This window comes from Amycolatopsis sp. NPDC052450, assembly GCF_044547565.1.
Classification (GTDB): domain Bacteria; phylum Actinomycetota; class Actinomycetes; order Mycobacteriales; family Pseudonocardiaceae; genus Amycolatopsis.
In genome coordinates, this window is sequence record NZ_JBIUAQ010000016.1 from 70,996 (window position 1) to 95,559 (window position 24,564).

Here is a 24,564-nt window from a genome sequence, read left to right on the forward strand (position 1 = left end):
CTCCCCTGTTAGAGTGATAACGGTTTGATTGCATACGCAGCGCGAGCGCGCACGTTTCGAAAGGACAACGATGGGGCGACACAGCGTGGCCGAAGAGCCGGTGCCGCATCCCCTCGACCCGCCGAAGCGGCCCCAGGGTCGCGGTGAGGCGACCGGTTCGCACCGGATCGTCGGGAAGAAGGCCCCGCGGCGGCGGATCGCCAAGTGGCCCATCGCCTGCCTGGTCCTCCTGGTCCTGGTCGCGATCGGCGTCTTCGGCTGGAACTGGGCGGACGGGGAGCTCAACACCCGCGCCGAAGCCCAGGCCAAGGCCTGCAGCGCCGGCGACACCCCGATGCGGGTCATCGTCACCCCCAGCATCGAGAAGCCGGTCCGGGCGGCGGCCGAGCGGTGGAACAACGCCGCGACCGTGGTCCGCGACCACTGTGTGATCATCCAGATCGACGCGCTGTCCTCCGCGTCCGTGCTCGACGGCCTCGTCGGACGGACGAACCTGGACGCGATCGGCGGTCTCCCCGCCGCCTGGATCCCCGAGTCCACCTACTGGGTGACCGAGCTGAACACCGCCAAGCCCGAACTGGTCGGTTCGCCCGCCCAGTCGGTCGCGACGGCGCGTTCGGCCGATTACCCGCTCGTCGGGCTCGCCGGGAAGAACATCGACGAGGTCCAGATGCGTGCCTCACAGACGTTCCGGCAGTTCCTGCAGCAGCCCGCCCAGCAGGCCGACTTCGCCGCCGCGGGAATCAAGGCCACCTGAGCCTCGGACTTACGGGAAAGGCCCCTTCACCGCTCGGGAAGGGGCCTTTCCCGTATCTCAGGTCTCGTGAATGGTAGGGACAGTTAGAGCCAAGGGTGGCTTAGGTACCTGCGTGGATTCCGGCTCCGGTTGATGCCAGGCCCGGTCCGTGAAGGCCTCCTTGAGGGACTCTGGGTCCCTCAAGGAGGCCTTCACGGACTCGATCGTCACCACATTCGCCCCACAGGCACCACCAGCCACAGCGGCTGCGCGTGAAGGCCCCTTCCCTCGGCTCAGCCGAAGAAACTCGGCCTTCACACGTTGCCGAGGGCAAGGGCACCGGTACCGAGCCGGTCAAGCCTCACGAGCCGAACGTGTCCGGGTCGGGGCCGGTGCGGGTGCCGTCGTCGAATTCGGCGAGGGCCGCGAGGTCGTCTTCGGCCAGTTCGAAGTCGAAAATGGCGAAGTTCTCACGGATCCGGGACGGGGTCACGGATTTCGGGATGGCCACGGTGCCGAGCTGGAGGTGCCAGCGCAGCACCAGCTGCGCCGGGCTCTTGCCGTATTTGGCCGCGAGGGCGGTCAGCGTCGGGTCCGAGAGCAGCGAACCCTGCGCGAGCGGGCTCCACGCCTCGGTGACGATGCCGTGCTCGGCGTGGAATTCCCGCAGCGCCTTCTGCTGGAGCTTGGGGTGCAGCTCGACCTGGTTGACCGCGGGCACGATCCCGGTCTCGTCGAACAGCCGCCGCAGGTGCGGGACGTGGAAGTTCGACACCCCGATGGCCCGTGTCCGGCCGTCCTCGTACAGCTTTTCCAACGCCCGCCAGGTTTCGACGTACTTCCCGCGGGACGGCATCGGCCAGTGGATCAGGTACAGGTCGACGCGGTCCAGGCCGAGCTCCGCGAGACTCGCGTCGAACGCCCGGAGCGCCTCGTCGTAGCCGTGGCCCGGATTCGGCAGCTTCGTGGTGATGAACAGTTCGTCGCGCGGTACCCCGGCGGAGCGGATCGCTTCGCCGACACCGGCTTCGTTCCCGTACGACGCGGCGGTGTCGATGCTGCGGTACCCGGCCTCGATGGCGGTCCGGACGACCTTGGCCGTGTCGCCGGCGGGTACCTGCCAGACGCCGAAACCGAGTTGGGGGATGGCTACCTCGTTGTTCAGGACGACGGAAGGCACGGCCATGGAAGGGGAATCCTCACTGGGGTCTGCGGCAGGACTTCTCGCCCCGCATCATTCCACCCCGCGCGCGGCATACGCGCGCAAATACTCCGCCGTGTCCGCGTCGGCGGGGAAGAAGGATTCGATCACCAGCTCGGCGACCGTGATGTCCAACGGTGTCCCGAACGTGGAGACCGTGCTGAAGAAGGTGAGTTCGCTGCCCTCGTGCCGCAGCCGCAACGGGACGAAGATGTCGCCCGGTCCGGGGACCTCGACTTCGGGGACGGGATCCGCGCACGGATAGGTGAGCAGTTCCTCGAGCAGATCGGTGAGGACCGGATCAGCCGTCTGGGTCACCTGACGCCGCAGCCTGCCCAGCAGATGAGCGCGCCACTCCCCCAGGTTCAGCACGTGCGGCGCCATCCCCTCCGGATGCAGCGTCACGCGCAGGACGTTGACCGGTGGCGTCAGCAAGGCGGGCGAGACCAGGCCGGTCATGATCGAGATGCTCGAGTTGGCGTCGACCAGGTTCCACCAGCGGTCGGCGACGGCGGCCGGATACGGCTCGTGTCCGGTCATCAGCTGCCGGACCGCCTTGCGGACCGCCGCCATTTCCGGGGCGCCGAGACCGCTTTCGGCGTACGCGGGGGCGTAACCCGCGGCCAGTAACAGCTGATTGCGTTCCCGCAAGGGCACCTCCAGATGTTCGCCGAGCCGCAGCACCATGTCGCGGCTGGGCTTGGAGCGGCCGGTCTCCACGAAGCTCAGGTGCCGGGTGGAGATGTCCGCCGAGATGGCGAGATCCAGCTGGCTGATCCGGCGGCGGTCGCGCCATTCGCGGAGGAGTTCGCCGACGGGGCGGCCCGCGCGGCTCACGGTCACTGTGGTCGTCACGATCACGAACCTACGGCCACGCACGACGGGCCGCCATTACCTCCCGCGTAATCGACGGGCCCCACCCGCAGCCGACATTGTTGCGGCATCGGACAACCCCCGAGAAAACGAGGAGACACCATGTCGGACATCCAGCGCGTCGCCGAGCAGTACATCGCCGTGTGGAACGAGACCGACGCGGACAAGCGCCGCGCGCTCATCGCCGAAGTGTTCACCGAGGACACCACCTACACCGACCCGCTCGGCGCCGTCACCGGCCACGACGGTGTCGACGGCTTCATCACCGGCGCGCAGGCGCAGTTCGCGGGTCTGAGGTTCAGCCTGCCGTCCGCTCCCGACGCGCACCACGACATCGCACGGTTCCAGTGGTACCTCGCGCCGGAAGGCGCGGAAGAACCGCTGGCGATCGGCTTCGATGTCATCACCGTCGAGGACGGGCGGATCAAGCAGGTGCTGGGCTTTCTCGACAAGATGCCCGGTTAAGGCTCAGGCGAAGGCCTCCGGTGGCGGGCAGGAGCAGACGAGGTTGCGGTCGCCCGCGGCCCCGTCGATCCGCCGCACCGGAGGCCAGATCTTCGCGGCGGTGAAACCGGCGGGGAAAACCGCGATCTCCCTGCTGTACGGGCGATCCCACTCACCCGCGAGACAGCGTGCGGTGTGCGGGGCGTTGCGCAGCGGGCTTTCGGCCACCGGCCACTCCCCCGCGGCGACCTTCTCGATCTCGCCGCGGATCGCGATCATCGCGTCGCAGAACCGGTCGAGTTCGCCGAGGTCTTCGCTCTCGGTGGGCTCGACCATGAGCGTTCCCGCGACAGGGAACGACATCGTCGGCGCGTGGAGGCCGTAGTCGGCCAGCCGTTTGGCCACGTCGTCGACCGTGACGCCGGTCCGTTTGGTGATCGCGCGGAGATCGAGGATGCATTCGTGCGCCACGAGTCCCTCGTGCCCGGAGTACAGCACCGGATAGTGCCCGGCGAGACGTTTCGCGACGTAGTTGGCGTTCGCGACCGCGGTCAGGGTCGCCCGCCGCAGACCGTCGGCTCCCATCATCCGGACGTAGGCCCAGGAGATCGGCAGGATCGACGCGCTCCCCCACGGCGCGGCACTGATCGGGCCCACACCGGTGGCCGGGCCCGCCTCCGGTTGCAGCGGGTGGTTCGGCAGGTACGGCGCCAGATGCGCGCGGACGCCGATCGGCCCGATACCCGGCCCGCCGCCACCGTGCGGGATGCAGAAGGTCTTGTGCAGGTTGAGATGGGAGACGTCGGCGCCGAACTTCCCGTACTGCGCCACCCCGATCAGCGCGTTCAGGTTCGCGCCGTCGACGTACACCTGGCCGCCCGCGTCGTGCACCAGCGCGCAGACCTCGCGGACGGTGTCCTCGTAGACACCGTGCGTCGAGGGGTAGGTGATCATGATCGCGGCGAGGTCGTCCGCGTGCTCGTCCACAGTGGACCTGAGGTGGCCGAGGTCGATGTTGCCCTCGTCGTCGCATTTCACGACGACCACGCGCATTCCCGCCATGACCGCGCTGGCCGCGTTCGTCCCGTGCGCGCTGGACGGGATCAGGCAGACGTCACGTGCCGCGTTCCCGCGTTCGCGGTGGTAGGCGCGGATCGCCAGCAGCCCGGCGAACTCGCCCTGGCTTCCGGCGTTCGGCTGCAGGGAGACCGCGTCGTAGCCGGTGATGCCGGCGAGCCACTGCTCCAGATCCTTCACGACGGTGAGCAGCCCTGCCGCGTCCCCGGCGGGCGCGAACGGGTGCAGACCGGCGAACTCGGGCCAGGTGATCGGCTCCATTTCGGCCGTGGCGTTGAGTTTCATCGTGCAGGAGCCGAGCGGGATCATGCTCCTGTCGAGCGCGACGTCCTTGTCGGACAACGCCCTCAGGTACCGGAGCAGCGCCGTCTCCGAGCGGTGCGCGTGGAAGACCGGATGCGTCAGGTACGCGCTGGTGCGGCGCAGATCCGGCGGGAAGCCGTCGGCGGTGTCCGCGTCGAGCGAGTCCACATCGGACACCGCGACCCCGAACGCCTTCCACACCAGGGAAAGGTGCTCACGGGTCGTCGTCTCGTCGCAGGCGATGGCGACGTGGTCCGCGTCCGCGAGCCGTAGGTTGACCCCGAGTTCCCTGGCGGTGGCGACGATCCCGGTCGCGCGGCCGGGGACGGCGACCATGACGGTGTCGAAGAACTCGCAGTGCACGACGTCGACACCGCTTTCGGCGAGTCCCGCCGCGAGCACGGTGGCCATCCGGTGCGCGCGGTTCGCGATGGCACGCAAGCCTTCGGGGCCGTGGTACACCGCGTACATCGAGGCGATCACCGCCAGCAGCACCTGGGCGGTGCAGATGTTGCTCGTCGCCTTCTCGCGGCGGATGTGCTGCTCGCGGGTCTGCAACGCGAGCCGGTACGCGGGCGCGCCGTCGGCGTCCTTCGACACCCCGACCAGCCTGCCGGGCAGCTGCCGTTCGAGCCCTTGCCGGACGGCGAGGTACGCCGCGTGTGGCCCGCCGAAGCCCATCGGGACGCCGAACCGCTGCGTGGACCCGACCGCGACGTCGGCGCCGAGCTCACCGGGCGACCGCAGCAGCGTCAGTGCCAGCGGATCCGCGGCCATCACCACCGCCGCGCCCAGCGCCTTGGCCTCGGCGATGGTGTGGTCCCATTCGCGGACGACGCCCGACGCGCCCGGATAGGACAGCAGCACGCCGAAGAAGTCGCCGCCGAGCCCCAGCCCGGTGATGCCCTGGGACAGATCCGCGGTCACCAGCTCGATGCCGAGCGGTTCGGCGCGGGTGCGCAGGACCTCGATCGTCTGCGGAAGGGTGTCCTCGTCGACGACGAACCGGGCCGATTTCGCCTTGCCCGCCCGGCGGACCAGCGTCATCGCCTCCGCCGCGGCGGTCGCCTCGTCCAGCATCGACGCGTTGGCGATCGGCAGGCCGGTCAGATCGGCGACCATGGTCTGGAAGTTGAGCAGCGCTTCGAGGCGGCCCTGCGAGATCTCCGGCTGATACGGCGTATACGCGGTGTACCAGGCCGGGCTCTCCAGCACGTTCCGGCGGATCACCGGCGGGGTCACGGTGTCGTGGTAGCCGAGGCCGATCATCTGGACCATCGGCCGGTTGCGCGCGGCCAGCGCGCGGAGTTCGGCGAGCGCGCCGGTCTCGGTGGCGGGCGGCGGGAGCTCCAGCGGTGTCGCGGATTCCCGCAGTGACGCGGGAACGGCCCGCTCGGCGAGCTCGTCCAGCGAGGCGACTCCGACGACGTCGAGGATGCGCGCGAGCTCTTCGGTGCCGGGGCCGATGTGCCGGTCCGCGAAGGGGGTTCCGGATTCGAGAGCGGCCAGTGAAACAGGCTCCATCGGGGACCTCCCAAGACGCGGGGGTGGGGCCGGGACGGATTGTCCTGGCCCTCCCCACTCTGTCCGTACCCCCGTGGGGGCGCCTGAGAGTTTCGCCCGAGTGTTGAGCCGGGCTTGCACCGTCGGCGGGGCCGCCAGGCTGTGACCTGGCGAACCACTTTCCAGAGGCGTCTCTTCCGCGCGGTCCAGGGTGCCTGAGAGGTTCCGGGGAGGACTTGCTCCTTCGGCGCCGAGCTCAACGGTTATCGGCTCGGTCTCTCCCGCGCGGATTCGTCGACCGCGGAAGTGAGCCTACCCTGCCGCCCCCGCGGCTTCATGATCAGCCGGTGCGACGTGCGTTACGGCGCTGCGTGAGCTCGTCCGGCGTGACCGTTTCGATCACGCCGCCGTCGGCCCGCTCGGCCTGGAACTCGTGGATGGTGCCGCTGATCTCCTGCATCGCACCGCTGACGGCGATGCCGAAAACGCCCTGGCCACCTTGCAGTAAATCGACGATCTCTTCGGGCGAGGTGCACTCGTAGACGGTGGTGCCGTCGGAGAACAGGGTGACCCTGGCGAGGTCGCGGACACCGCGCAGGCGCAAGTGGTCGACGGCGACGCGGATGTTCTGGAGCGAGACGCCGGTGTCCAGCAGCCGCTTGACGACCTTCAGGACGAGGATGTCCTTGAACGAGTAGAGCCGCTGCGAACCGGAACCGTGCGCGGTGCGGATGCTCGGCGCGACCAGCTTCGTCCTGGCCCAGTAGTCGAGCTGCCGGTAGGTGATCCCGGCGATCTGGCAGGCTGCGGGACCGCGGTAACCGACGAGTTCGTCCGGGAGGGAAGAGTCGGGGAACAGCTCGCCCTGCTCGCCGTCAGCGACCGGAACGAGCGGCTCTTGAGGGCTACCAGCCTCGACCACGCCATGCCTCCCCTCGCCCGACCTGGCGGCCGGCGAACAAAGCCGCGCGGACCCACGTGAGCCCGCACCGGAGTTCATCGTCAAGACGAATGCCCCAGACATCCGAATCACACCTTGGCGATTCACCCTCATTGACGGTAAGCGCGTCCGGCAAACCGGTCAACGCGACGCGCGGTCGGCCTCAAGCTCTTCTTGAGGCTTGTCGAGCACCGTCCCCCGTTCGGCCGCACGCTTGCCACTTTTACTCAGCCGTGTTAATTTTTACTCATGCAAGTAACTCCCTCCACCCAAAGTGCCATGCAAGAGGTTCAGGCGGAGCTGGGGCTGTCGGTCACCGAGGCGGCCCGGCGGGCCCAGATCATCGGGGCCACGATCGCGACGATCTCCGACCTCGGCTACCACAAGACGTCGTTCGCGAAGATCAAGGAGCGCGCCGGGCTCTCCAGCACCCGGATCATCTCGTACCACTTCACCAACAAGGCAGGCCTGATGCAGGCCGTGGTCACCACCGCGACCGGGATGAAGGACAAGTTCCTCGAAGAGCGGATCCAGGGCACGACCGACCGGGCCGGGCTGCTGCGCGGTTACATCGAGTCGGAGATCGCGTTCCTCGGCTCGTACCCGGAACTGGTGCGGGTCATGGTCGAGATGGCTTCGAGCGGCTCGGACGCCGAAGGCTGGTTCATGTCGGCGCCGATCGTCGAGGAGTTCCGGACCGGCCGGCTCGAACGCCAGCTGCGGCAGGGCCAGCGGGAAGGCGCTTTCGGCGAGTTCGCGCCGGACGTGATGGCGCTGTCGATCGCGCAGGCCATCGACGGTGTCGCGGCGAAGTTCGCGGCCGACCGGAAGCTGGACCTGGAGCGGTACGGGCGGGAGCTGGCGGACCTGTTCGTCAAAGCGACCGCCGCTTGACCGCCGCGAACCGCATTCAGAGGACTAAACGCACGCACGACGAAGGGGCGGCGCCAGTGGCGCCGCCCCTTCGTACGAGATCCAGGATGTGCTCAGGTGTCCGCGCCGCGGAAGTCCTCCGGCGAGACCGAGTCGAGGAACTCGCGGAACTTCTCGACCTCGTCCTCCTGCTCGTCGGGGATGATGAGACCCGCTTCCTCCAGCACCGCGTCGACGGCGTGGATCGGGACCCCCACCCGCAGCGCCAGCGCCACCGAATCACTCGGCCGCGCCGAAACCCGGATGTCCCCGTCGAAGACCAGTTCCGCGAAGAACGTGCCTTCCTTCAAGTCGGTGATGACGACCTGCTCCAGTTCACGGCCCAGCGCCCCGATGACCTCCTTGAGCAGGTCATGGGTGAGCGGACGGGCCGGGCGGACTCCCTGCTGCTCCAAGGCGATGGCGGTGGCCTCGACCGAGCCGATCCAGATCGGCAGGTAACGCTCGCCTTCGGTTTCCCGTAGCAACAAGATCGGCTGATTCGCGGGTAGCTCCACCCGCACGCCGACGACGCGCATCTCGCTCATCGGGCTTCGCCTCCCTCTCGTGCGCACGGGCTGCAACGCTTGTCTCGACGACCAAGCGACGGCAATCCCGACGCTACCCGTCTTCCGAGCGCTGTGCTCGCTGTCTCCGACATTCTCGGTTCGCCCGTGGCAAACCCAACTCTCACGGTACGGCATAGGGTGCCGAACATTCAGTCATTGACAAGTGGCCTCACAACGGCTCCCGGCCCCCCTGGAGCGGTTCAACCGCCTGTGACTGCCCGTATTCCGGCCTTCACCAAGAGCGTGTGCAACGCCACGGTCAACGCGGCGAGCTCCCGGACGACCTCGTCGCCCCTCGCCTGGGCGTCCTCGTCACGATGCCGATACACCGGGGTCACGATCTGCTCCAGCAGGCCGACCTCGCGGTCGGCCGCGGCCCGGAAGGCACGCAGATGTCTCGGCTCTATACCGAATTCGGTCATCGCTTTCACGGTCTTCGCCACGAGGACCGCGTCGGGATCGAAGAAGCCCGCCGCGCCTGGGCGGACGAGACCGTATTGTCGCAGCTCAGCCAGGGTGGCGGCGTCGATGCCCGCCTGGCGGAGCAGATCTTCCTCGGTCAGCCTGATCTCTCGATCGGTCTCGAAATCCCCGGGGGACGGCAGTCCGCCGTTCTCCCCCGGGGCGTCGAGTGAAACGAGTTTCCGCGGCAGCCGCGGCATCGCCGCGGTGTGCTCGGCGGACGCGGCGCCCTGATCCGCCGCGTCGAGCTGTTCCTTGATGACCTTCAGCGGGAGGTAGTGATCCCGTTGGGCGGACAGGACGAATCGCAGGCGCTCCACGTCCGCCGGAGCGAACTGCCGGTACCCCGACGGGGTCCGGCCCGGCTGGACCAGACCCTCCGCCTCGAGGAACCGGATCTTGGAGATGGTGACATCGGGGAAGTCGCCGCGCAGCTGTGCCAGCACGGCCCCGATGCTCAACCCATCGCGCTGCGACGCATCCCGATCAGGCCGCCCGGCCGCCGTCACCGTGCCCCCTGGCCCCCGTGACCCGGGCCGGTCAGGAAGACCAGGCGGAACTTGCCGATCTGGACCTCGTCGCCACCGGCGAGGACGGCCTGGTCGACCGGCTCGCGGTTGACGTAGGTGCCGTTGAGGCTGCCGACGTCGATGACGACGAACTCGCCACCCTCACGGCGGAACTCGGCGTGCCGCCGGGAGACCGTGACGTCGTCGAGGAAGATGTCGCTGTCCGGGTGCCGTCCCGCACTGGTGGTGTCGCGGTCCAGCAGGAAGCGCGAACCCGCGTTCGGGCCCCGCTTGACGACCAGGAGCGCGGAACCCGCGGGCAGCGCGTCCACACCCTGGACAGGGGCCTCGGCAGCCGGAGGAGCCTCAGTGCCTTCGACGTCGGCCAGGAAGTCGGCCCGGAAGACAGAAGTCCGCTCCGGAGACTGCTCCGGGGGAACGCCGGGCCCGTCGTTCGTGCTCACCTGAGCTCTCCTAACGCATGTGTGTTGCCACTACTCAAGAACGTGTGGAGGTCAAACGTACCGTGCCTGATCGAATCTCCGGCCCGCGGCTCCCCCTACTCTTCCCGAAGGGCCGCGGCCTGCGGCTATTCCTTGATCAGCGCCTGGTACGCCTCGGCCTCCAGCAGGGATTCCACCGAGCTCGCGTCGTCGAGACGGAGCTCGATCAGCCAGCCCTCGCCGTAGGGGTCGCTGTTGATCAGCTCGGGCGACTCGGTCACCGCGTCGTTGACCGCGACCACCTCGCCGTCGAGCGGGGCGAACAGCTCGGAAACGCTCTTGGTCGACTCGACCTCGCCGAACGTGTCCCCCGAGCCGAGCTGCTTGCCGACCTCGGGGAGTTCGACGAACACCACGTCACCGAGCTGGTCCTGGGCGTACTCCGTGATGCCCACGCGCACGAGCCCGCCGTCGCGCACGGAGACCCACTCGTGCTCCTCGGTGTACCGCAGTTCTTCTGGAGTGGACAACGCCGCTCCCCTTTCTCAAGCCCTCACTCGAAACCGACGCGCGCAGTTTCGCATCCCGCCGGGTCACGCGCCCGCCGCCTCCCGCAACTCGCCGGGTTCGGCCGTTCGCAGTGCCCGCACGGTCTGGATGACGTACAAGACGCCCGAATAGACGTACAGGACCGCGCCCCACGCCGTGAAGGCGTATCCGATCGGCCGGGCGAACGCGGCGATGTCGGATCCGCCCTGGGTGAGCAGCAGGAACGGGAAGGCGTACATCAAGACGAAAGTGGCGCCCTTGCCGATGTAGGTGACCTCCGGCGGGGCGAAGCCGCGGTGCCGGAGCAGCAGCACGCAGACGCCCAGCACGGCCTCGCGGACGACCAGCGGGACCACCAGCCACCAGGGGACGATGTCGCGGATCAGGAACGCGATGAGGGTCGCGAGGATGTAGAGCCGGTCTGCGGCGGGGTCGAGCAGCTGGCCGAGCCGGGACATCTGGTTGAGCCAGCGGGCGAGTTTGCCGTCGAGCCAGTCGGTGAGCGCGCTGAACACGAGCAACGCGAGCGCCCAGCCGTCCTCCTTCGGGCCGAGGAGCAGCCAAAGGAAGACCGGCACCCCGGCGAGCCGGAGGATCGAAAGCATGTTGGGAACGTTCAGGGCCTGCCGCAAGAGGGAAGGCTCTTCGCTGGTCACGCTCGGTTCGGGGGGCGTACTCACCCGCTCAGCCTAGGCTGCGTCTCTCAAAGCGTGCTTTCGGATCTCCGCAGCCGGGCCGCGGCATCAGCTGGTCACTCACCCAGCCGTATCAGCGGCCCGCCTCCGCACATCCGAGGCCTCCGGCCGAAAAGAAACCCGAGTATGTGTCCAGCCGCGGCGTTGCAGGTCCGCGCTGGTCAGCGCCACGGGCCTGCCCCGGTGATCGGTGCCGACCCACCGGTTGTGGCCGGCGGAGCTTTCGAGAACGTACGGGCGGCCGCCACACCAGACGACGGTGCACGGTGCCGTCGGTGGCAGCTCCGTGCTCGCCGGTGCGGTGGCCTGGGGTGACGCGGGGTCGGTCTGTTCGTCGGTCTTCATCACTCTCACGGTTTCGTGACGGGGACTGGGACACGCCGGAGCGCTACCTGTGTTTTCGGCAGAACGGGGCCGCGCGTTAACGGATCCGGCGTGGATTCGTCCGATCGGTTCGCAACGACAGCGGGGTGTTGTCGCGCTGTGAACGGCATGTTAATCGTCCACAATGGACAGTGATTGAGCGGTCCGCGCGTACCGCGGCACCCGAGGTCGCGATAGCCTCCCGCGAATCGAACGTGGCTCAATGCCACGGCTTCGGGCCCGGCCGGGTCAGAATGGGCCGGCCACGACCGGCCGACGAAAGGATCGCCTTGCCCGTCTCGACGACCACGGGAACGTGGCGGCGCCTGTTCGCGGCCTGCGCCGTCGCCGGAACGCTCGCCGCCTGTTCGGGCGACGATCCGCCACCGCCTGTCACCTCGATGTCGGTCTCGCCGCCCTCGCTCCCCGCGAGTGTGTCCAGCGTGCCGGTCCCGCCGATCCCGTCGCAGACCGCGCCGAGTCCCTCCGCTGCCCCGAATCCCGCCACCAGACCGAAACCCGCTGAACCGGTACAGGGTTCGTGCGGCACCGTCACCGCGGCCAGCGGGCTGACCCTGCAGGTGCTCAACGGGCCCGGGGTCTCCTGCGCGGACGCGACCGGGATCGTCGGCTCGTTCCACAAGAGGATCGCCGGACGCCAGTCCGCGGGCTCGGACGAACCCGTCAGCGAGACCGTGGACGGCTGGCTGTGCGTCTCCGGTGCTCCCGCCGCGCAAGGCGGCACCAGTTGCGGCAAGGGCGATCAGAACGTGTTCGCCGCCGTCGTCCCCGTCGAATGAACCATCCCCGAGAAGAAGGGCCCATGAAGAGCCTCGCCGTACTTCCCGCCGCGTTCGCCGTCGTCCTGCTGAGCGGTTGCGGAGCCGATCCGGCTCCCGCCGCCGCGCCGGCGCCGTCCTCCCCCGCCGCCACCTCGGCGCCCGCCGGGACGCCCTGTGGCGAGGTCGCCGGGCTCCAAGGCGCGAAGAACAAGGTGGTCGCACACGGGAAGACCGACTGCGCCGAAGCGATTCAGGTGCTCACGGACTACTTCACCAAGCTGACCCCCGCCGAAGCCGCGTCGCCGCAGGGGCCCGGTCCCGTGGTGATCGGTGCCTGGACGTGCGGGAGCGGACCGAACGATCCGGTGACGAGTTGCTCGACCGAGGACGAGCGCCAGATCGAAGCGACCCGCTCCTGAGCCTCAGTCGCCCCAGATGATCGGGGTCTTGCGGTAGACGTCCTTCGGCGTGTCCGATGCGGCGAAGGACGCCTACACCCTTGGTCTGCGGTGCGAGCCCGTTCGTCCCGGGGGCGGGCGGGTGGAGCGGTAGCGAGAAGGGGTTTTCGCTACGGCGGGACTGTTGCTGAGACCCATGGTCGAGATGCGTCGCGAAAGCCACTTTCGCGACGCCTGGGGTCGCGAAAGTGGCTTTCGCGGCACGGTCGCCCCACGGCCGCGAGTGAAACCCCGCGACCCGACACCTTTGCGTTACCTCCCAACAGAACGCTCTTATCACTCACGACCGGACCAACCCGCGCGACGCCGCTTGCCGACGTCCAACCGGTACAGGACGACGCCCACGATCACCATGCCGGCGAGAAAAAGACCCAGCGCACCGCCTGCCGAGACCTTCCAGATCAACGGCGATCGCGTCCGGTAGGCGAATCCGTCACCGACGAAGACCCTGTCCCCCACCGAAATCTCCTCACCCAGGATCCGGCCGCCTCCGGAAGATCAGCAGAAAAGGGAGAACGGTCGAAAGCACCGAGGAAAGAACTCCGGGCTTCCGCGCGTTTTCCGGCACTGGCGCCCTCTCGTCGATCATTGGAGCTTCAGCAGGACTTCCCGTTCGAGCTTGCCGACGAGAAGGTACTCGGGCCGGTATCCGGGCGGGACCACGAAACAGACGAGACCCGTGGTGCCGTCGAAAGCGCCGGGAGCGCCCGCGCAGTCCTTGACCCGTTCCGGCGCACCGTGTTCGTCGGCCGACAACTCCAGCGGCGTGTCGCCGAGGCGGGACGCCTCGATCCGCAGAGTGAGAACGTGGAATCCGCTCAACCACGCCTCGGCTCCCTCGGGCGGTCCGGGCCTGCTGTCGAGCACACGCACGGCCGCCTCTCCGGAGACGGCGGTCTGTCCACGGGCGAACACCGGCGGCGGTCCCCATAGGTCGCGCCGGAGTTCCCAGAAATTCGGGACCGGGTCGGCCGCCTCGCCGTAGGCCGTCCCGCCGAACCCGACCGGCGTCAGCACGACGAACGCGGCGAAGGCCAGCCCGGCGAGGAACGGCGGCACCTTCCGCGCGATCCCCGGTCTCGCCACTTTGACCAGCACGACGGCCGCGAGCACCAGGAGTGCCCAGCCGAGGGACATCGCCGTGATCTTCTCCCACGGATGGTGGGCTTCCACGACGTCGGCGGCCCCTCGCACGGACAGTACCCGGTCCGTCACCGACGAAAGCCGGGCGACCACCGGATCAGCGAGGCCGAACGTGTCCCGTGTCGGCAGTTCGATCGTGCGGCCGTCTTCGGCGATCGCCAGGACGTCGTAGCCGGTACGCGGGCCGTGCTGTCCTTCGCTGGTCGTGGAGTTCCACTCGGAGATCACCGCGCGCACGTTGTAGGTGCCGGCCAGCCCTTCGACGGTCCACCGCCCGGCGAAGGCCGCGACGGTTCCCCAGACGATCCCGCTCACGAACGCGGTGATCATCGTGTTCGCGCGCTGCCTGTCTTTCCGATCCGGTTCGCGGACGACCACCAACACCCCCTTTTCGGCTCTCCCAGCTTATTGGCCGAAGTCGCCGCACGGCACGGGATTTGTACCTACCCCCTTGCGAACCGAAGTAAGAGTCGTCTAGACTCAAACTATGCTCACCAGGGAAGACGCCGTAGCGATGATCGAGAACACGGTCGACGCGGCCGCTCTGTTCGCCCGCCATCGCTACCGCGAACTGGCGGCCGTGCTCCACCCCGACCGCAACCCCGGAGACGACCGCACCCACCGGGCCGCCGCCACCCTCAACCACCTCCACGACGAGTGGAAACGCGCCCGGCGCCAGACGGTCACCACCGCGACCTCGGCGTACACCCTCACCGAGCCGCACGCGGTGGGCAGTGTCGCGACGACCTACCGGACCACCGGCCCTCATCTGGTCAAACTCGTCCGCGACCCGGCGCTCAACCCGCTGATCCACGCCGAGTGGGCGGCGTTGCGCACGCTCGACGGCTTCACCGAACGGCACCGATGGCTGCGCCCCTACTACCCGCGACTGCTCGACACCTCGGGTCCGGTGGCGCGCGGTGACCGCGCCTTCAGCGTCCTGGATCCGCTCGTCGACGGCTTCGTCACCCTCGCCGACATCGGGAAAGCCTTCCCCGGCGGGCTCGACGGCCGCGACTACGCCTGGATGCACCGGCGCCTGCTGCGCGCCGTGGCGGGCGCGCACCGCGCGGGTGTCGTCCACGGCCACCTCACCGCGGACAACGTGCTCGTCCATCCGGGACAGCACGGGATCGTCCTCGCCGGCTGGTCCTTCGCCGTCGAAGACGGTGTGCTCCCGCTGGCGACGGACAAGTCCGTCCGGTACCCACCGGAAGTCCACAAAGGACTTCCGGTGACCGCGGCGACGGACGTCCACATGCTCCACCACATGATGCTGGAACTACTGGCACCGAACGAGACCCGCCAACGCGAATTCGCGACGTGGTGCACCCAGGACGTCCCGGCGCAACGACCCGAAGCCGCCGATCTGCTCGACGAGTACGACGAACTGCTCGACGACCTGTACGGCCCCCGCACCTTCCGACCCTTCACCATCCCCGAGACAGGAGCCTGACCATGGGACACGGACACTGGGACGACAACGCCTACGCCGCCGCGAGGACCTTCCGCGCGGCCAAGGGCGAGGACGATTTCGGCTACACCGCCGATCTCCGCTCCAAACCCGCGAAAGAGTGGAAGGTCGCGCCCGCGCTCGACCCGCTGAACGCCGTCCGGGAATGCCGGGATTCGGCCGACCACACCGATTCGACGCCGATCGCGGTGCTGTTCGACGTCACCGGCTCGATGCGCCGGGTGCCGCGGATCATGCAGGGCAAGCTCGGCAAACTGCACGGTCTGCTCAAGCGCCGGGGTTACCTGGCCGACCCGCAGGTGCTGTTCGGTGCGATCGGCGACGCCGACAGCGACCGGGTCCCGTTGCAGATCGGGCAGTTCGAATCGGACAACCGGATGGACGAGCAGCTGCGCACGATCTTCCTCGAAGGCGGTGGCGGCGGGCAGAAGAGCGAATCCTACGAACTGGCCGCCTACTTCATGGCCAGGCACGTCATCACCGACGCTTGGCAGAACCGCGGCCGCAAGGGCTATCTGTTCATCATCGGCGACGAGCTGAACAAGCCCGCGCTGGAGGCCCGCCACATCCGTCACGTGATCGGGGACGACGTGCGGGAGGACATCGACCCGGCGTCGGTGTACCGGGAGCTGGCCCGTAAGTGGAACGTCTACTTCGTGCTGCCGAACCAGTCGTCGTACTACAACGACCCGCAGATCGGCGAGCACTGGAGCGGTCTGCTCGGCCAGAACTTCCTCAAGCTCGACGACCCCGGCGCGGTATGCGAACTGATCGCGGCCACCATCGGGCTGGAGGAACGGGTCGTCGACGTCGACCGGGCGCTCGCCGACCTCGCGGACGTCGGCTCGGTCGCCGAAAGCAAGGCGGTCGGCAAGGCGCTGGCGAAACTGGGCACCAAATCGGTCGTCACCTCGGCGGTGCCCGACGCCGACGGCCCGAGCGACGTGGTGCTGCGATGAGTCTGCTGGACGGCCACGTGGTGGTGGTCGGGCTCGGCTTCGGCGACGAAGGCAAGGGCGCCGTGGTCGACGCCCTGTGCGCCGCCCGGCCCACCACCGCCGTCGTCCGCTTCAACGGGGGCGCGCAGGCCGCGCACAACGTCGTCGCGGACGGGCGGCACCACACCTTCAGCCAGTTCGGGGCGGGCACGTTCGCCGGCGTGCCCACCCATCTGTCGCGGTTCGTGCTGGTCGAGCCGTTCGCGCTGGCCGCCGAAGCACGGCGGCTCGAAGCGGCGGGCGTCCGGAATCCGCTTTCGCTGCTGAGCGTGGACGGGAGTGCCTTGCTCACGACCCCGTTCCACGTCCACGCCAACCGGGCCAGGGAGGAGGCCCGGGGCGCGAACCGGCACGGCTCGTGCGGGAAGGGGATCGGCGAGACCGTCTGGTACTCGCTGCTCGCGGGGGCCGCGCCGGGCGAGGTGGTGGAGAACCAGGAGGTGATCGGGACGCCGGGGGAAGCGCCCACGGTCGCCGACTGCGCCAGCCCATCGGTGTTGCGGCGCAAACTGGACGCGCTCGCGCGGTTCTACGCACCGCTCGCCACGCCACCGCACACCGTGGACGAACTGGTGGCGCTGTACCGCGATTTCGCGGACGCGGTGCGGATCACCGACGGCGGCGAGACAGGGCGGCTCGCGGACTCCGGACGGCTGGTTTTCGAGGGAGCGCAGGGGGTTCTCCTCGACCAGCACCACGGTTTCCACCCGCATACGACCTGGTCGACCACCACCCCGCACAACGCCCGCGCCTTGCTGGCCGGGCGCCCGCACGCGGTACTGGGTGTCACGCGTACCTATCTCACCCGGCACGGCGCGGGGCCGCTGCCGACCGAATCCGCCGCCGTGCTCGCCCGTTTTCCGGAGGCGCACAACGAAACCGGCGACTTCCAGGGCGCGTGGCGGGCGGGCCATCTCGACGCGGCCCTGCTCGATTACGCGATCGCGGCCTGCGACGGCGTGGACGCGCTCGCGGTGACCCACCTCGACGCGACCGGGCTGAAGGTCGTCCCCGAGGACGGCTCCCCCGCCGTCGACCTGGCGGATCCGCTGGCGTGGTTCAGCGAGCGACTGCCGGTGGCCGTCGCCGGGTACGCCCCGGACAGGGCCGGTTACCGGGTCACCGAGGCAAGGTCGACAATCAACGCGTGATCGAGTCGACGCCGGTGTCCGTTGACGTGCTCGTGGTGCGGTTCGCGCCCGGCACCAGGAAAGTGCTGCTGGGAATCGCGCCGCGAGCCGCCGAGCCGTTCGCGGGGGAACTCGCGCTGCCCGGGGTGCTGCTCGGGCTCGGGGAACGGCTGAGGGAAGCGGCGCACCGGGCGGTGGTCGGCAAACTCGGCCTGCCGTCCGACGCGCTCTCGGCGACGGGACAGCTCGCCACCTTCGACGAGCCGAACCGTGACCCCCGCGGTCCCACGCTTTCCATCGCCTTGTGGGCCACGGTGGATCCCGCGCTCGACGAGCCGGGGAACGTGGTGTGGGCTCCGCTGGACGAAGTCCCGCCGCTGGCGTTCGACCACGACCGGATCGTGGCGGACTGCCGCCCCATGCTGGCCGAACGGCTGTGGCGGGACGTCGCGTTCACCGCCGGGCTGCTTGGCCCGATCTTCACGACGGCCCAGGCGCTGGACGCGACCGAAGCGCTGACCGGGGACCGCCCCTATCCGGCCAATCTCGGCCGGACCATGGAGCGGGTCCCCGGGCTGCGGCGCACCACCGAACACGCGGCCGCCCTCCCCAAGGGAGGACGGCCGCCGTCGTTGTGGCGCTGGGAGTGACGAGGTCAGATCCCGCAGGAGGACGCCGACCAGAACCGGGTGGACCGGTGCGCCACGTGCGTGTGATCGTTGTGCCCGGGGTAGCCCGGGCCGAGGATCTCACTGAACCCGTGGTTGCGGGCCTGCTTCGCCAGCCCGCAGAAACCCTGCGAACCCGCCCCGAGGTCGACCGCGTCGCCGTAGAGGTGACGGCTGTTGGTCGCCCCGCCGACGGCGTTGTTGCAGGCGACGCTGCGGAAGCCGCCGTTGACGTCGATCGGCCGGTCGCCCATGGCGTGCCGCATCGCCTGCAGCTTCCACATCGAGACCAGCGCGTTGGCCTTCGCCGTCGCCGCTGAGACGTTGCCGCCCGACCAGTCGGAGTTGCACCGGTTCAGTTCGGCGTAGGTGAAGTTGACCGGCGTGCAGTCGTCGTCCTGCAACGCGTAGAGCTTGGTGAACGTGGCCGATCCGGCGATGCCGTCCGCGCCCAGCCCGTACGCCTGCTGGAAACGGGTGACCGCGGCCTTGGTGCCCGCGCCGAACTGGCCGTCGATGGCGAGCACGCCACCGTAACCGGGATATCCGGCGACCCGGATCTGCAGTTGCCGGACGTCCTCACCGGACGCGCCCTCGGACAACGTGCGTCCCCAGGAATAACAGGCGTCGGCGACGGACACTTCGCCCGCCGCCACCGGACCTGGATCGGCGGCCGCCGGGGTGGCGACCGCGGTACCGAGCCCGGCCACGAGGGCGAGCATCGGCAGGAGGAAACGAATGCGCATGACAGGAACACCTTTCAAGACAGGGAAGGTGAGACCCGTGACCCCCACGGGTTGTCAACGATTCACTGCACCGGATGCTAACGCGGTTCCGGTTACCGCACTGTGGGTCGTTCGACCCACACGCCTGCCGAAGTCCGTGAAGGCCTCCTTGAGGGACTCTGGGTCCCTCAAGGAGGCCTTCACGGACAGGGAACGCACTTCAAGGCAGCGGGCGGTCAGCCCTTCAGCTGCGGGAAGTCCTCTTCGCGGAACTCGCCCGCCGGCCGTTCGGCGGCGTCGTTCTCGCGTCCCCGGAGTTCGACGCGGCGAATCTTGCCGGAGATCGTCTTCGGCAGCTCGGCGAACTCCAGCCGCCGGATGCGCTTGTACGGAGCCAAATGTTCCCGGCAGAAGGCCAGGATGGACAGCGCGGTGCCGGCCGTGGGCTGGTGTCCGTTGGTGAGGACGACGTACGCCTTCGGCACCGCGAGCCGGATCGGGTCGGGCGCGGGGACGACGGCCGCTTCGGCGACTGCTTCGTGTTCCAGCAGGACACTTTCCAGTTCGAACGGGGAGATCCGGTAGTCCGAAGCCTTGAAGACGTCGTCTGTCCGGCCCACGTAGGTGATGTAGCCGCGTTCGTCGATCGAGCCGACGTCCCCGGTGTGGTAGAAGCCGTTCGCGAACGCCGCGGCGGACCGTTCCTCATCTTCCGCGTAGCCGGCCATCAACCCGACCGGTCGCTTCTCGAGGTCGAGACAGATCTCGCCCTCCTGCGCCCGTTCGCCGGTGACGGGGTCCACGAGCGCCACGGTGAATCCCGGCAGCGGACGGCCCATCGAGCCCGGCACGACCTCCTGCCCCGGGGTGTTGGCGATCTGGACACTGCTCTCCGTCTGCCCGAAACCGTCGCGAATCGTGACGCCCCAAGCCTTCTCGACCTGGTCGATCACTTCGGGGTTCAGCGGTTCGCCCGCGCCGACCACCTTGCGCGGCGGCGTCTTCAGCACGGACAAGTCAGCTTGGATGAGCATCCGCCACACCGTCGGCGGGGCGCAGAAGCTGGTGATACCGCACCGGTCCATCTGCGCCATCAAGGAGACCGCGTCGAACCGCGCGTAGTTGTAGAGGAACACCGTCGCCTCGGCGTTCCACGGCGCGAAAACGTTGCTCCACGCGTGTTTCGCCCAGCCAGGCGAAGAGATGTTGAGGTGGACGTCGCCCGGTTCGAGCCCGATCCAGTACATTGTGGACAGATGGCCGACCGGATACGAGACCTGCGTGTGCTGCACCAGTTTCGGCTTCGCGGTGGTCCCCGACGTGAAGTACAGCAGGAGCGGGTCTTCCGCCGCCGTCGGGCCGTCGGGCGTGAAAGTGTCCGCTTCCTCGTAGGCATCCACAAAGGACTGCCAGCCCTCGACCGGTTCACCTACGGCGATGCGCGTGTAGTCGCCCTCGACGTTCTCGAACTTGTGCGCGTCGACGGACCGGATCACCACATGTTTCGCGGCGCCCCGCTCGACCCGGTCGGTGAGATCCGCCGGGCCGAGCAGGGTCGAAGCCGGGATGATGACCGCGCCCAGTTTGATCGCGGCGAGGATCGTCTGCCACAGCTCGCCCTGGTTGCCGAGCATCAGGATCAGCCGGTCGCCCCTGGCCACGCCGAGCGAACGCAGCCAGTTCGCGACCTGGTCGGACCGCCGCGCCATTTCCGGATAGGTCCAGCGGTTCTCGATGCCGTCCTCTTCGACGATCCACAACGCGTAGCGGTCCTGGTTGGCCGGGTCGGCCGCGACGACGTCGAACCAGTCCAGCGCCCAGTTGAACTCGGCGGGCTGGGGCCAGGTGAAGTCCCGATAGGCGGTTTCGTAGTCCTCGCGATGGGCCTGCAGATAGTCCCGTGCCTCGCGGAACGTGCGGTATGCCTCCGAAGCGCTCACGATCGTCCTCCTGGTCCTGATTGGCCGCCGGTTCTTTCTACTCTCCCTTGAACTCGGGCGCGCGGCGCTCGAGGAAGGCCTGGACGGCCTCGCCGAGGTCCTTGCTGGGCAGGAACGCCGCGTTCCAGGCCGAGACGTAGCGCAGGCCGTCCGCGACCTGGCGTTCGGTGTTGGCCGACAGGACGTTCTTGGTGCCCTGCACGACCAGCGGCGGGTTCGCGGCGATCTCGGCCGCCAGCTTGCGGGCTTCCGCCAGCAGGGTGTCCTGATCGGCGTAGACGTCGTTGACCAGGCCGATCTTCTCCGCACGGGCGGCGTCGACGTCCTTGCCGGTCAGGGCCAGTTCGCGCAGGTGCCCCTCGCCGATGATCGGCGCGAGCCGCTGCAGGCTGCCGAGGTCGGCCACGATCGCGACCTTGACCTCGCGCACGCTGAACTTCGCGTCGGCGCTCGCCAGGCGGATGTCCGCGGCCGCGATCACGTCGACACCGCCGCCGATGCACCAGCCGGAAATGGCCGCGATGACCGGTTTGCGGCATTCCGCGATCGAGGACACGCTGGCCTGGAGGGTCTTGACCTCGTCGAGGAACTTCGTGCGCGGACCGGCCAGCGCGTCGCCGCCGAGCATTTCGCCCCAGCTGGGCATCATGGCGGGCAGGTCGAGCCCATAGGAGAAGTGCTTGCCGCTTCCGGTCAGGACGACCGCCCTGACCTGCGGGTCCGCGTCGAGCGCACGGAAGACGATCGGCAGCTCTCGCCAGAAATCGGGGCCCATCGCGTTGCCCTTGGACGGACCGAGCAGCGTCACTTCGGCGACGTGCCCGTCGATGTCCACCTTGAGCGAAACGAGATCGGGAAGACTGTCAGCTGTAGCGGTCATGAGGTCATCTTGACTCATGTGATTGACAAGCTGCCAACGGCCACTGTGCCACGGTGGCCACGAGATGCTTTCCTAATACCGACGAGTACTACCGGTGAGTACCCGACGATCGACGAAGGACGGTGGGACATGAGCCCGGCCAGCAGCGCCACCGCGGTCGCCGACCTGCCCGCTCCGAGCACCGCGCGCGGGCGCGAACGATCCTCCCGCCCGATCGAGCTGTCGGGATCCTTCACCCATGAGGGTCACCGGCTCGCCTACACCGAGTTCGGCTCCGGCGACCGGGTGGTCGTACTCACCCACGGCATCATGCTGACGAGGCGGATGCACGCCCCGCTCGCCCGCAGGCTGGCCAGGGCCGGTTTCCGCGCGGTGACCCTCGACTTGCTCGGTCACGGCGACTCGGACCGGCCCACCGACTCGTGGCTGTACTCGATGCCCGCGTTCGCGGAGCAGACCGTCGCGCTGCTCGACCATCTGGAGATCGACGCCGCCGTCATCGGCGGGACGTCGCTGGGCGCCAACGTCGCGCTCGAAGTGGGCGTCGCCGCGCCGGACCGCGCGCTCGGGCTGGTCGTCGAGATGCCCGTGCTGGACAACGCGATCGTCGCGGGGCTGATCACGTTCGCACCGCTGCTCATGGCCGCCCGGTTCCTGCCGGTGACCGTGCAGGGGGTGGCGCTGGCGGCGAAACTCGTGCCGCACGGCAACCAGTGGGTCGACGTCGTCACCGACACGCTGTCCCAGGAGCCCGCGCCGATGGCCGCGCTCCTGCATGGCGTGCTCTTCGGCCGGATCGCGCCGCCCAAGTCGATCCGGCGGAAGATCGAGACCCCGGCGCTGGTCATCGGGCACGAGCGCGACCCGATTCATCCCTTCGGCGACGCCGACACGCTGGCCGCGGACATGCCCGCGGCCGAGTTCGTCCAGGCCCGCAGCCCGGTCGAGTTGCGTTTCGACCCGACCCGCCTGACCGAGGCCATCGTGGACTTCTCCGCGCGCTGCCATGACCGCTGAGCCGGCGCCGACCCGGGACGCGGCCGCCGAAGAACTGCGGACCGGGCGGCTGTTCCTGAGCCGCCCCGGCCCCGAAGACCTCGACGCGATCTTCGCCCTCCACACCGATCCGGAGGCTTGTGCGCACAATCCCTCGGACATGCTGGAGACGCGGAAAGACGCGGAACTGCTGCTGCTCCGCTGGTCGCACCAGTGGAACCGGTACGGCTTCGGGTACTGGACAGTCAGGTCGCACGGGTCACCGGAGGTGCTGGGGTTCTGCGGGGTGAAGATCGTCGGCTTCAGGCGCCAGGCGGTCCTGAACCTCTTCTACCGGTTCTTCCCCTCTTCCTGGGGTGCCGGGTTCGCCAGCGAGGCCGCCGCCGAGGCGGTGGCCTGGGCCCGCGTCCACCGGCCGGACGACCTCGTGATCGCCCGTGTCCGGCCGGAGAACGTGGCGTCGCAGCGGGTGGCGCTGCGGGCCGGCCTCGTCCGGGCGGAGCATCTCGACTCGTCCGGCGACGACGGGACCGACTGGTTCTACGTCTCGAACCCCGGCTACGAAGGCTGAGCCAGCCCCGCCACCGGGCCGAAGACGATCACCGCGGGCGGCCGGACCCCGGCCGCGGCGGCGTCGTCGACCACTTTGTCCAAAGTGGAGCGAAGTACCCGCTGCGTGCGCATGGTGCCGTCCTCGACGATCGCCACCGGCGTGTCGCCGGGCCGCCCCGCCTGGAGCGCCTTCGCGAACTGCGGGAGCCGCTCGACGCCCATCATCAACACGATCGTGCCACGCATCCGCGCCAGCAGATCCCAGTCCACCAGCGACTTCTCGTCGTCCGGCGCGACGTGGCCGGACACCACGACGACCTCGTGGGCGACGCCGCGGTGGGTCACCGGGACGTCCGCCGCGGCGGGCACGGAGAACGCGCTCGTGATGCCGGGGACCATCGTCACCGGGATGCCCGCTTCGGCGCAGGCGAGGACCTCTTCGAAGCCGCGGCCGAAGAGGTACGGGTCGCCGCCCTTGAGCCGCACGACGAACTTGCCGGCCTTGGCCCGGTCGATCAGCGTGGAATTGATCACGTCTTGGCTGGCGGCGCGGCCGTACGGGATCTTCGCGGCGTCGACGATCTCGACGTGGGGCGCGAGTTCGTCGAGCAGTTCGCGCGGAGCCAGCCTGTCGGCGACGACGACGTCGGCCCTGGCGAGGAGACGGCGGCCGCGGACGGTGATCAGTTCCGGGTCACCCGGGCCACCGCCCACGAGGGCGACGCCGGGCAGCTCGTCGTGGGCGTCCGGCACGCGGCCGTCGGCGACGGTGCCGGCGCGGAGGCCGTCGAGGATGCTGTCCCGTACGGTGGCCGACCGCAGCGGCTCACCACCGGAAAGAACGCCGACCAGCAGGCCGCCGTGCCTGCCCGAAGCCGGGGTGACCGCGCTGCCGAGGTCGCCGTCGTCGGCGCGGACGCAGAACACCCGCGCGCGTTCCGCCTCGGCACAGACGGCGGCGTTGACCTCGGGGTCGTTCGTGCACGCCAGCGCGTACCAGGCGTCGGCGAGGTCGCCCTCCGTGTAGCGGCGCTCATGCCAGACGATCTCCCCGGCGTCGGCCATGGCGCTCACCGACGGCGTGGTGTGCGGTGAGACCAGTTCGACCCGCGCGCCGGCGCCGATCAACCGCGGCAGGCGGCGCTGGGCGACCGTCCCCCCACCGATCATCACGACACGACGGCCGGCCAGGTCGAGGCCGGAGAGGTAATGCGGGTCATCCATGCGGGGCAGTGTAAG

Annotated in this window: 28 protein-coding genes and 1 riboswitch; of the genes, 11 read left to right on the forward strand and 17 right to left on the reverse strand. The window is 69.0% G+C overall.

What is annotated here, in order from left to right:
* Positions 1-70 precede the first annotated feature (70 nt).
* Positions 71-757: a hypothetical protein gene (locus ACIHAO_RS25195; protein WP_396561689.1), complete on the forward strand. Its 687-nt coding sequence runs from the start codon at positions 71-73 to the stop codon at positions 755-757.
* A gap of 340 nt (positions 758-1,097) precedes the next feature.
* On the opposite strand, the gene ACIHAO_RS25200 is transcribed toward ACIHAO_RS25195, so the two are convergent.
* Complete coding sequence (locus ACIHAO_RS25200) at positions 1,098-1,922, reverse strand: aldo/keto reductase (protein WP_396561691.1); 825 nt, start codon at positions 1,920-1,922, stop codon at positions 1,098-1,100.
* A 48-nt stretch (positions 1,923-1,970) separates the two neighbouring features.
* On the reverse strand, positions 1,971-2,798 hold the full coding sequence (locus ACIHAO_RS25205) for a helix-turn-helix domain-containing protein (RefSeq protein WP_396561866.1): 828 nt from the start codon (positions 2,796-2,798) through the stop codon (positions 1,971-1,973).
* Positions 2,799-2,912: 114 nt separating this feature from the next.
* Here ACIHAO_RS25205 and ACIHAO_RS25210 point away from each other — a divergent pair, with 114 nt between their 5' ends.
* The gene (locus tag ACIHAO_RS25210) at positions 2,913-3,275 is read left to right on the forward strand and encodes a nuclear transport factor 2 family protein (protein WP_396561693.1); all 363 of its coding nucleotides are present in this window, start codon (positions 2,913-2,915) and stop codon (positions 3,273-3,275) included.
* Between the two features lie 3 nt (positions 3,276-3,278).
* Here ACIHAO_RS25210 and gcvP read toward each other — a convergent pair whose 3' ends face one another.
* Together gcvP and ACIHAO_RS25220 are read right to left on the reverse strand one after the other, a co-directional pair.
* A complete protein-coding gene (gene gcvP / locus ACIHAO_RS25215) occupies positions 3,279-6,158 on the reverse strand; it encodes an aminomethyl-transferring glycine dehydrogenase (protein WP_396561695.1) in 2,880 nt (959 codons plus the stop codon).
* Positions 6,159-6,329: 171 nt separating this feature from the next.
* Positions 6,330-6,431: riboswitch (glycine riboswitch) on the reverse strand.
* 46 nt (positions 6,432-6,477) lie between these two features.
* Complete coding sequence (locus tag ACIHAO_RS25220) at positions 6,478-7,059, reverse strand: MerR family transcriptional regulator (protein ID WP_125794182.1); 582 nt, start codon at positions 7,057-7,059, stop codon at positions 6,478-6,480.
* 297 nt (positions 7,060-7,356) lie between these two features.
* Between ACIHAO_RS25220 and ACIHAO_RS25225 the strand changes: the two genes are divergently transcribed.
* Entirely contained in the window at positions 7,357-7,971 is a 615-nt protein-coding gene (locus tag ACIHAO_RS25225) for a TetR/AcrR family transcriptional regulator (RefSeq protein ID WP_396561697.1), read from the forward strand.
* A 92-nt stretch (positions 7,972-8,063) separates the two neighbouring features.
* Here the strand turns inward: ACIHAO_RS25225 and ACIHAO_RS25230 are convergent, their stop codons facing one another.
* From ACIHAO_RS25230 to ACIHAO_RS25260, 7 genes are all read right to left on the reverse strand, one after another.
* Positions 8,064-8,537, reverse strand: a complete 474-nt coding sequence (locus tag ACIHAO_RS25230) for a bifunctional nuclease family protein (protein ID WP_005150031.1) — start codon at positions 8,535-8,537, stop codon at positions 8,064-8,066.
* A 221-nt stretch (positions 8,538-8,758) separates the two neighbouring features.
* On the reverse strand, positions 8,759-9,529 hold the full coding sequence (locus ACIHAO_RS25235) for a MerR family transcriptional regulator (protein WP_192744475.1): 771 nt from the start codon (positions 9,527-9,529) through the stop codon (positions 8,759-8,761).
* Positions 9,526-9,993 (reverse strand): glycogen accumulation regulator GarA, encoded by a 468-nt coding sequence (garA, locus tag ACIHAO_RS25240; RefSeq protein WP_005150023.1) that lies wholly within the window; start codon positions 9,991-9,993, stop codon positions 9,526-9,528. The genes ACIHAO_RS25235 and garA overlap by 4 nt, the downstream gene beginning before the upstream one ends.
* 125 nt (positions 9,994-10,118) lie before the next feature.
* Entirely contained in the window at positions 10,119-10,502 is a 384-nt protein-coding gene (gcvH, locus tag ACIHAO_RS25245; protein ID WP_396561701.1) for a glycine cleavage system protein GcvH, read from the reverse strand.
* A gap of 63 nt (positions 10,503-10,565) precedes the next feature.
* Positions 10,566-11,201: a CDP-alcohol phosphatidyltransferase family protein gene (locus ACIHAO_RS25250; protein ID WP_396561703.1), complete on the reverse strand. Its 636-nt coding sequence runs from the start codon at positions 11,199-11,201 to the stop codon at positions 10,566-10,568.
* Positions 11,202-11,276: 75 nt separating this feature from the next.
* A complete protein-coding gene (locus ACIHAO_RS25255) occupies positions 11,277-11,561 on the reverse strand; it encodes a hypothetical protein (protein ID WP_396561705.1) in 285 nt (94 codons plus the stop codon).
* Between the two features lie 238 nt (positions 11,562-11,799).
* A complete protein-coding gene (locus ACIHAO_RS25260; RefSeq protein WP_396561707.1) occupies positions 11,800-12,168 on the reverse strand; it encodes a hypothetical protein in 369 nt (122 codons plus the stop codon).
* Here ACIHAO_RS25260 and ACIHAO_RS25265 point away from each other — a divergent pair.
* Both ACIHAO_RS25265 and ACIHAO_RS25270 read left to right on the forward strand, forming a co-directional pair.
* Positions 12,161-12,379 (forward strand): hypothetical protein, encoded by a 219-nt coding sequence (locus ACIHAO_RS25265; protein ID WP_396561709.1) that lies wholly within the window; start codon positions 12,161-12,163, stop codon positions 12,377-12,379. The genes ACIHAO_RS25260 and ACIHAO_RS25265 overlap by 8 nt on opposite strands.
* 23 nt (positions 12,380-12,402) lie before the next feature.
* Complete coding sequence (locus ACIHAO_RS25270) at positions 12,403-12,780, forward strand: hypothetical protein (protein ID WP_396561711.1); 378 nt, start codon at positions 12,403-12,405, stop codon at positions 12,778-12,780.
* 315 nt (positions 12,781-13,095) lie between these two features.
* Here the strand turns inward: ACIHAO_RS25270 and ACIHAO_RS25275 are convergent, their stop codons facing one another.
* A complete protein-coding gene (locus tag ACIHAO_RS25275; protein ID WP_396561713.1) occupies positions 13,096-13,278 on the reverse strand; it encodes a hypothetical protein in 183 nt (60 codons plus the stop codon).
* Between the two features lie 126 nt (positions 13,279-13,404).
* A complete protein-coding gene (locus ACIHAO_RS25280) occupies positions 13,405-14,340 on the reverse strand; it encodes a hypothetical protein (RefSeq protein WP_396561715.1) in 936 nt (311 codons plus the stop codon).
* Between the two features lie 109 nt (positions 14,341-14,449).
* On the opposite strand from ACIHAO_RS25280, the gene ACIHAO_RS25285 reads away from it, so the two are divergent.
* Genes ACIHAO_RS25285 through ACIHAO_RS25300 form a run of 4 tightly spaced genes read left to right on the forward strand, consistent with a single transcriptional unit; the run spans position 14,450 to position 18,214 of the window.
* On the forward strand, positions 14,450-15,418 hold the full coding sequence (locus tag ACIHAO_RS25285) for an adenylate cyclase (protein ID WP_396561717.1): 969 nt from the start codon (positions 14,450-14,452) through the stop codon (positions 15,416-15,418).
* A gap of 2 nt (positions 15,419-15,420) precedes the next feature.
* Complete coding sequence (locus tag ACIHAO_RS25290) at positions 15,421-16,395, forward strand: hypothetical protein (RefSeq protein WP_396561719.1); 975 nt, start codon at positions 15,421-15,423, stop codon at positions 16,393-16,395.
* Positions 16,392-17,585 carry an adenylosuccinate synthetase gene (locus tag ACIHAO_RS25295; protein ID WP_396561721.1) on the forward strand — a complete coding sequence of 398 codons (1,194 nt, stop codon included), beginning with the start codon at positions 16,392-16,394 and terminating at the stop codon, positions 17,583-17,585. The genes ACIHAO_RS25290 and ACIHAO_RS25295 overlap by 4 nt, the downstream gene beginning before the upstream one ends.
* Positions 17,582-18,214 carry an NUDIX domain-containing protein gene (locus ACIHAO_RS25300; RefSeq protein WP_125678304.1) on the forward strand — a complete coding sequence of 211 codons (633 nt, stop codon included), beginning with the start codon at positions 17,582-17,584 and terminating at the stop codon, positions 18,212-18,214. Before ACIHAO_RS25295 ends, ACIHAO_RS25300 begins: the two co-directional genes overlap by 4 nt.
* A 5-nt stretch (positions 18,215-18,219) precedes the next feature.
* On the opposite strand, the gene ACIHAO_RS25305 is transcribed toward ACIHAO_RS25300, so the two are convergent.
* The 3 genes from ACIHAO_RS25305 to ACIHAO_RS25315 all read right to left on the reverse strand — a co-directional run bounded on the left by ACIHAO_RS25305 (position 18,220) and on the right by ACIHAO_RS25315 (position 21,777).
* On the reverse strand, positions 18,220-18,978 hold the full coding sequence (locus ACIHAO_RS25305) for a D-Ala-D-Ala carboxypeptidase family metallohydrolase (RefSeq protein ID WP_396561723.1): 759 nt from the start codon (positions 18,976-18,978) through the stop codon (positions 18,220-18,222).
* A gap of 215 nt (positions 18,979-19,193) precedes the next feature.
* Positions 19,194-20,897 (reverse strand): AMP-binding protein, encoded by a 1,704-nt coding sequence (locus tag ACIHAO_RS25310; protein ID WP_396561725.1) that lies wholly within the window; start codon positions 20,895-20,897, stop codon positions 19,194-19,196.
* A gap of 37 nt (positions 20,898-20,934) precedes the next feature.
* The gene (locus ACIHAO_RS25315) at positions 20,935-21,777 is read right to left on the reverse strand and encodes a crotonase/enoyl-CoA hydratase family protein (RefSeq protein ID WP_396561727.1); all 843 of its coding nucleotides are present in this window, start codon (positions 21,775-21,777) and stop codon (positions 20,935-20,937) included.
* Between the two features lie 129 nt (positions 21,778-21,906).
* Between ACIHAO_RS25315 and ACIHAO_RS25320 the strand changes: the two genes are divergently transcribed.
* Together ACIHAO_RS25320 and ACIHAO_RS25325 are read left to right on the forward strand one after the other, a co-directional pair.
* Positions 21,907-22,794 carry an alpha/beta fold hydrolase gene (locus tag ACIHAO_RS25320; RefSeq protein WP_396561729.1) on the forward strand — a complete coding sequence of 296 codons (888 nt, stop codon included), beginning with the start codon at positions 21,907-21,909 and terminating at the stop codon, positions 22,792-22,794.
* Positions 22,784-23,344, forward strand: a complete 561-nt coding sequence (locus ACIHAO_RS25325) for a GNAT family N-acetyltransferase (protein ID WP_396561731.1) — start codon at positions 22,784-22,786, stop codon at positions 23,342-23,344. Before ACIHAO_RS25320 ends, ACIHAO_RS25325 begins: the two co-directional genes overlap by 11 nt.
* Here ACIHAO_RS25325 and cobA read toward each other — a convergent pair.
* Positions 23,332-24,549, reverse strand: a complete 1,218-nt coding sequence (gene cobA / locus ACIHAO_RS25330; RefSeq protein WP_396561733.1) for a uroporphyrinogen-III C-methyltransferase — start codon at positions 24,547-24,549, stop codon at positions 23,332-23,334. The genes ACIHAO_RS25325 and cobA overlap by 13 nt on opposite strands.
* Positions 24,550-24,564 lie beyond the last annotated feature (15 nt).

Coding starts and splice junctions, on each gene's coding strand:
- ACIHAO_RS25195 (WP_396561689.1), top strand. CDS start 71: ATGGGGCGACACAGCGTGGCCGAAGAGCCGGTGCCGCATCCCCTCGAC.
- ACIHAO_RS25200 (WP_396561691.1), bottom strand. CDS start 1,922: ATGGCCGTGCCTTCCGTCGTCCTGAACAACGAGGTAGCCATCCCCCAA.
- ACIHAO_RS25210 (WP_396561693.1), top strand. CDS start 2,913: ATGTCGGACATCCAGCGCGTCGCCGAGCAGTACATCGCCGTGTGGAAC.
- gcvP (WP_396561695.1), bottom strand. CDS start 6,158: ATGGAGCCTGTTTCACTGGCCGCTCTCGAATCCGGAACCCCCTTCGCG.
- ACIHAO_RS25225 (WP_396561697.1), top strand. CDS start 7,357: ATGCAAGAGGTTCAGGCGGAGCTGGGGCTGTCGGTCACCGAGGCGGCC.
- ACIHAO_RS25230 (WP_005150031.1), bottom strand. CDS start 8,537: ATGAGCGAGATGCGCGTCGTCGGCGTGCGGGTGGAGCTACCCGCGAAT.
- ACIHAO_RS25255 (WP_396561705.1), bottom strand. CDS start 11,561: ATGAAGACCGACGAACAGACCGACCCCGCGTCACCCCAGGCCACCGCA.
- ACIHAO_RS25270 (WP_396561711.1), top strand. CDS start 12,403: ATGAAGAGCCTCGCCGTACTTCCCGCCGCGTTCGCCGTCGTCCTGCTG.
- ACIHAO_RS25285 (WP_396561717.1), top strand. CDS start 14,450: ATGCTCACCAGGGAAGACGCCGTAGCGATGATCGAGAACACGGTCGAC.
- ACIHAO_RS25290 (WP_396561719.1), top strand. CDS start 15,421: ATGGGACACGGACACTGGGACGACAACGCCTACGCCGCCGCGAGGACC.
- ACIHAO_RS25295 (WP_396561721.1), top strand. CDS start 16,392: ATGAGTCTGCTGGACGGCCACGTGGTGGTGGTCGGGCTCGGCTTCGGC.
- ACIHAO_RS25305 (WP_396561723.1), bottom strand. CDS start 18,978: ATGCGCATTCGTTTCCTCCTGCCGATGCTCGCCCTCGTGGCCGGGCTC.
- ACIHAO_RS25315 (WP_396561727.1), bottom strand. CDS start 21,777: ATGACCGCTACAGCTGACAGTCTTCCCGATCTCGTTTCGCTCAAGGTG.
- ACIHAO_RS25320 (WP_396561729.1), top strand. CDS start 21,907: ATGAGCCCGGCCAGCAGCGCCACCGCGGTCGCCGACCTGCCCGCTCCG.
- ACIHAO_RS25325 (WP_396561731.1), top strand. CDS start 22,784: ATGACCGCTGAGCCGGCGCCGACCCGGGACGCGGCCGCCGAAGAACTG.
- cobA (WP_396561733.1), bottom strand. CDS start 24,549: ATGGATGACCCGCATTACCTCTCCGGCCTCGACCTGGCCGGCCGTCGT.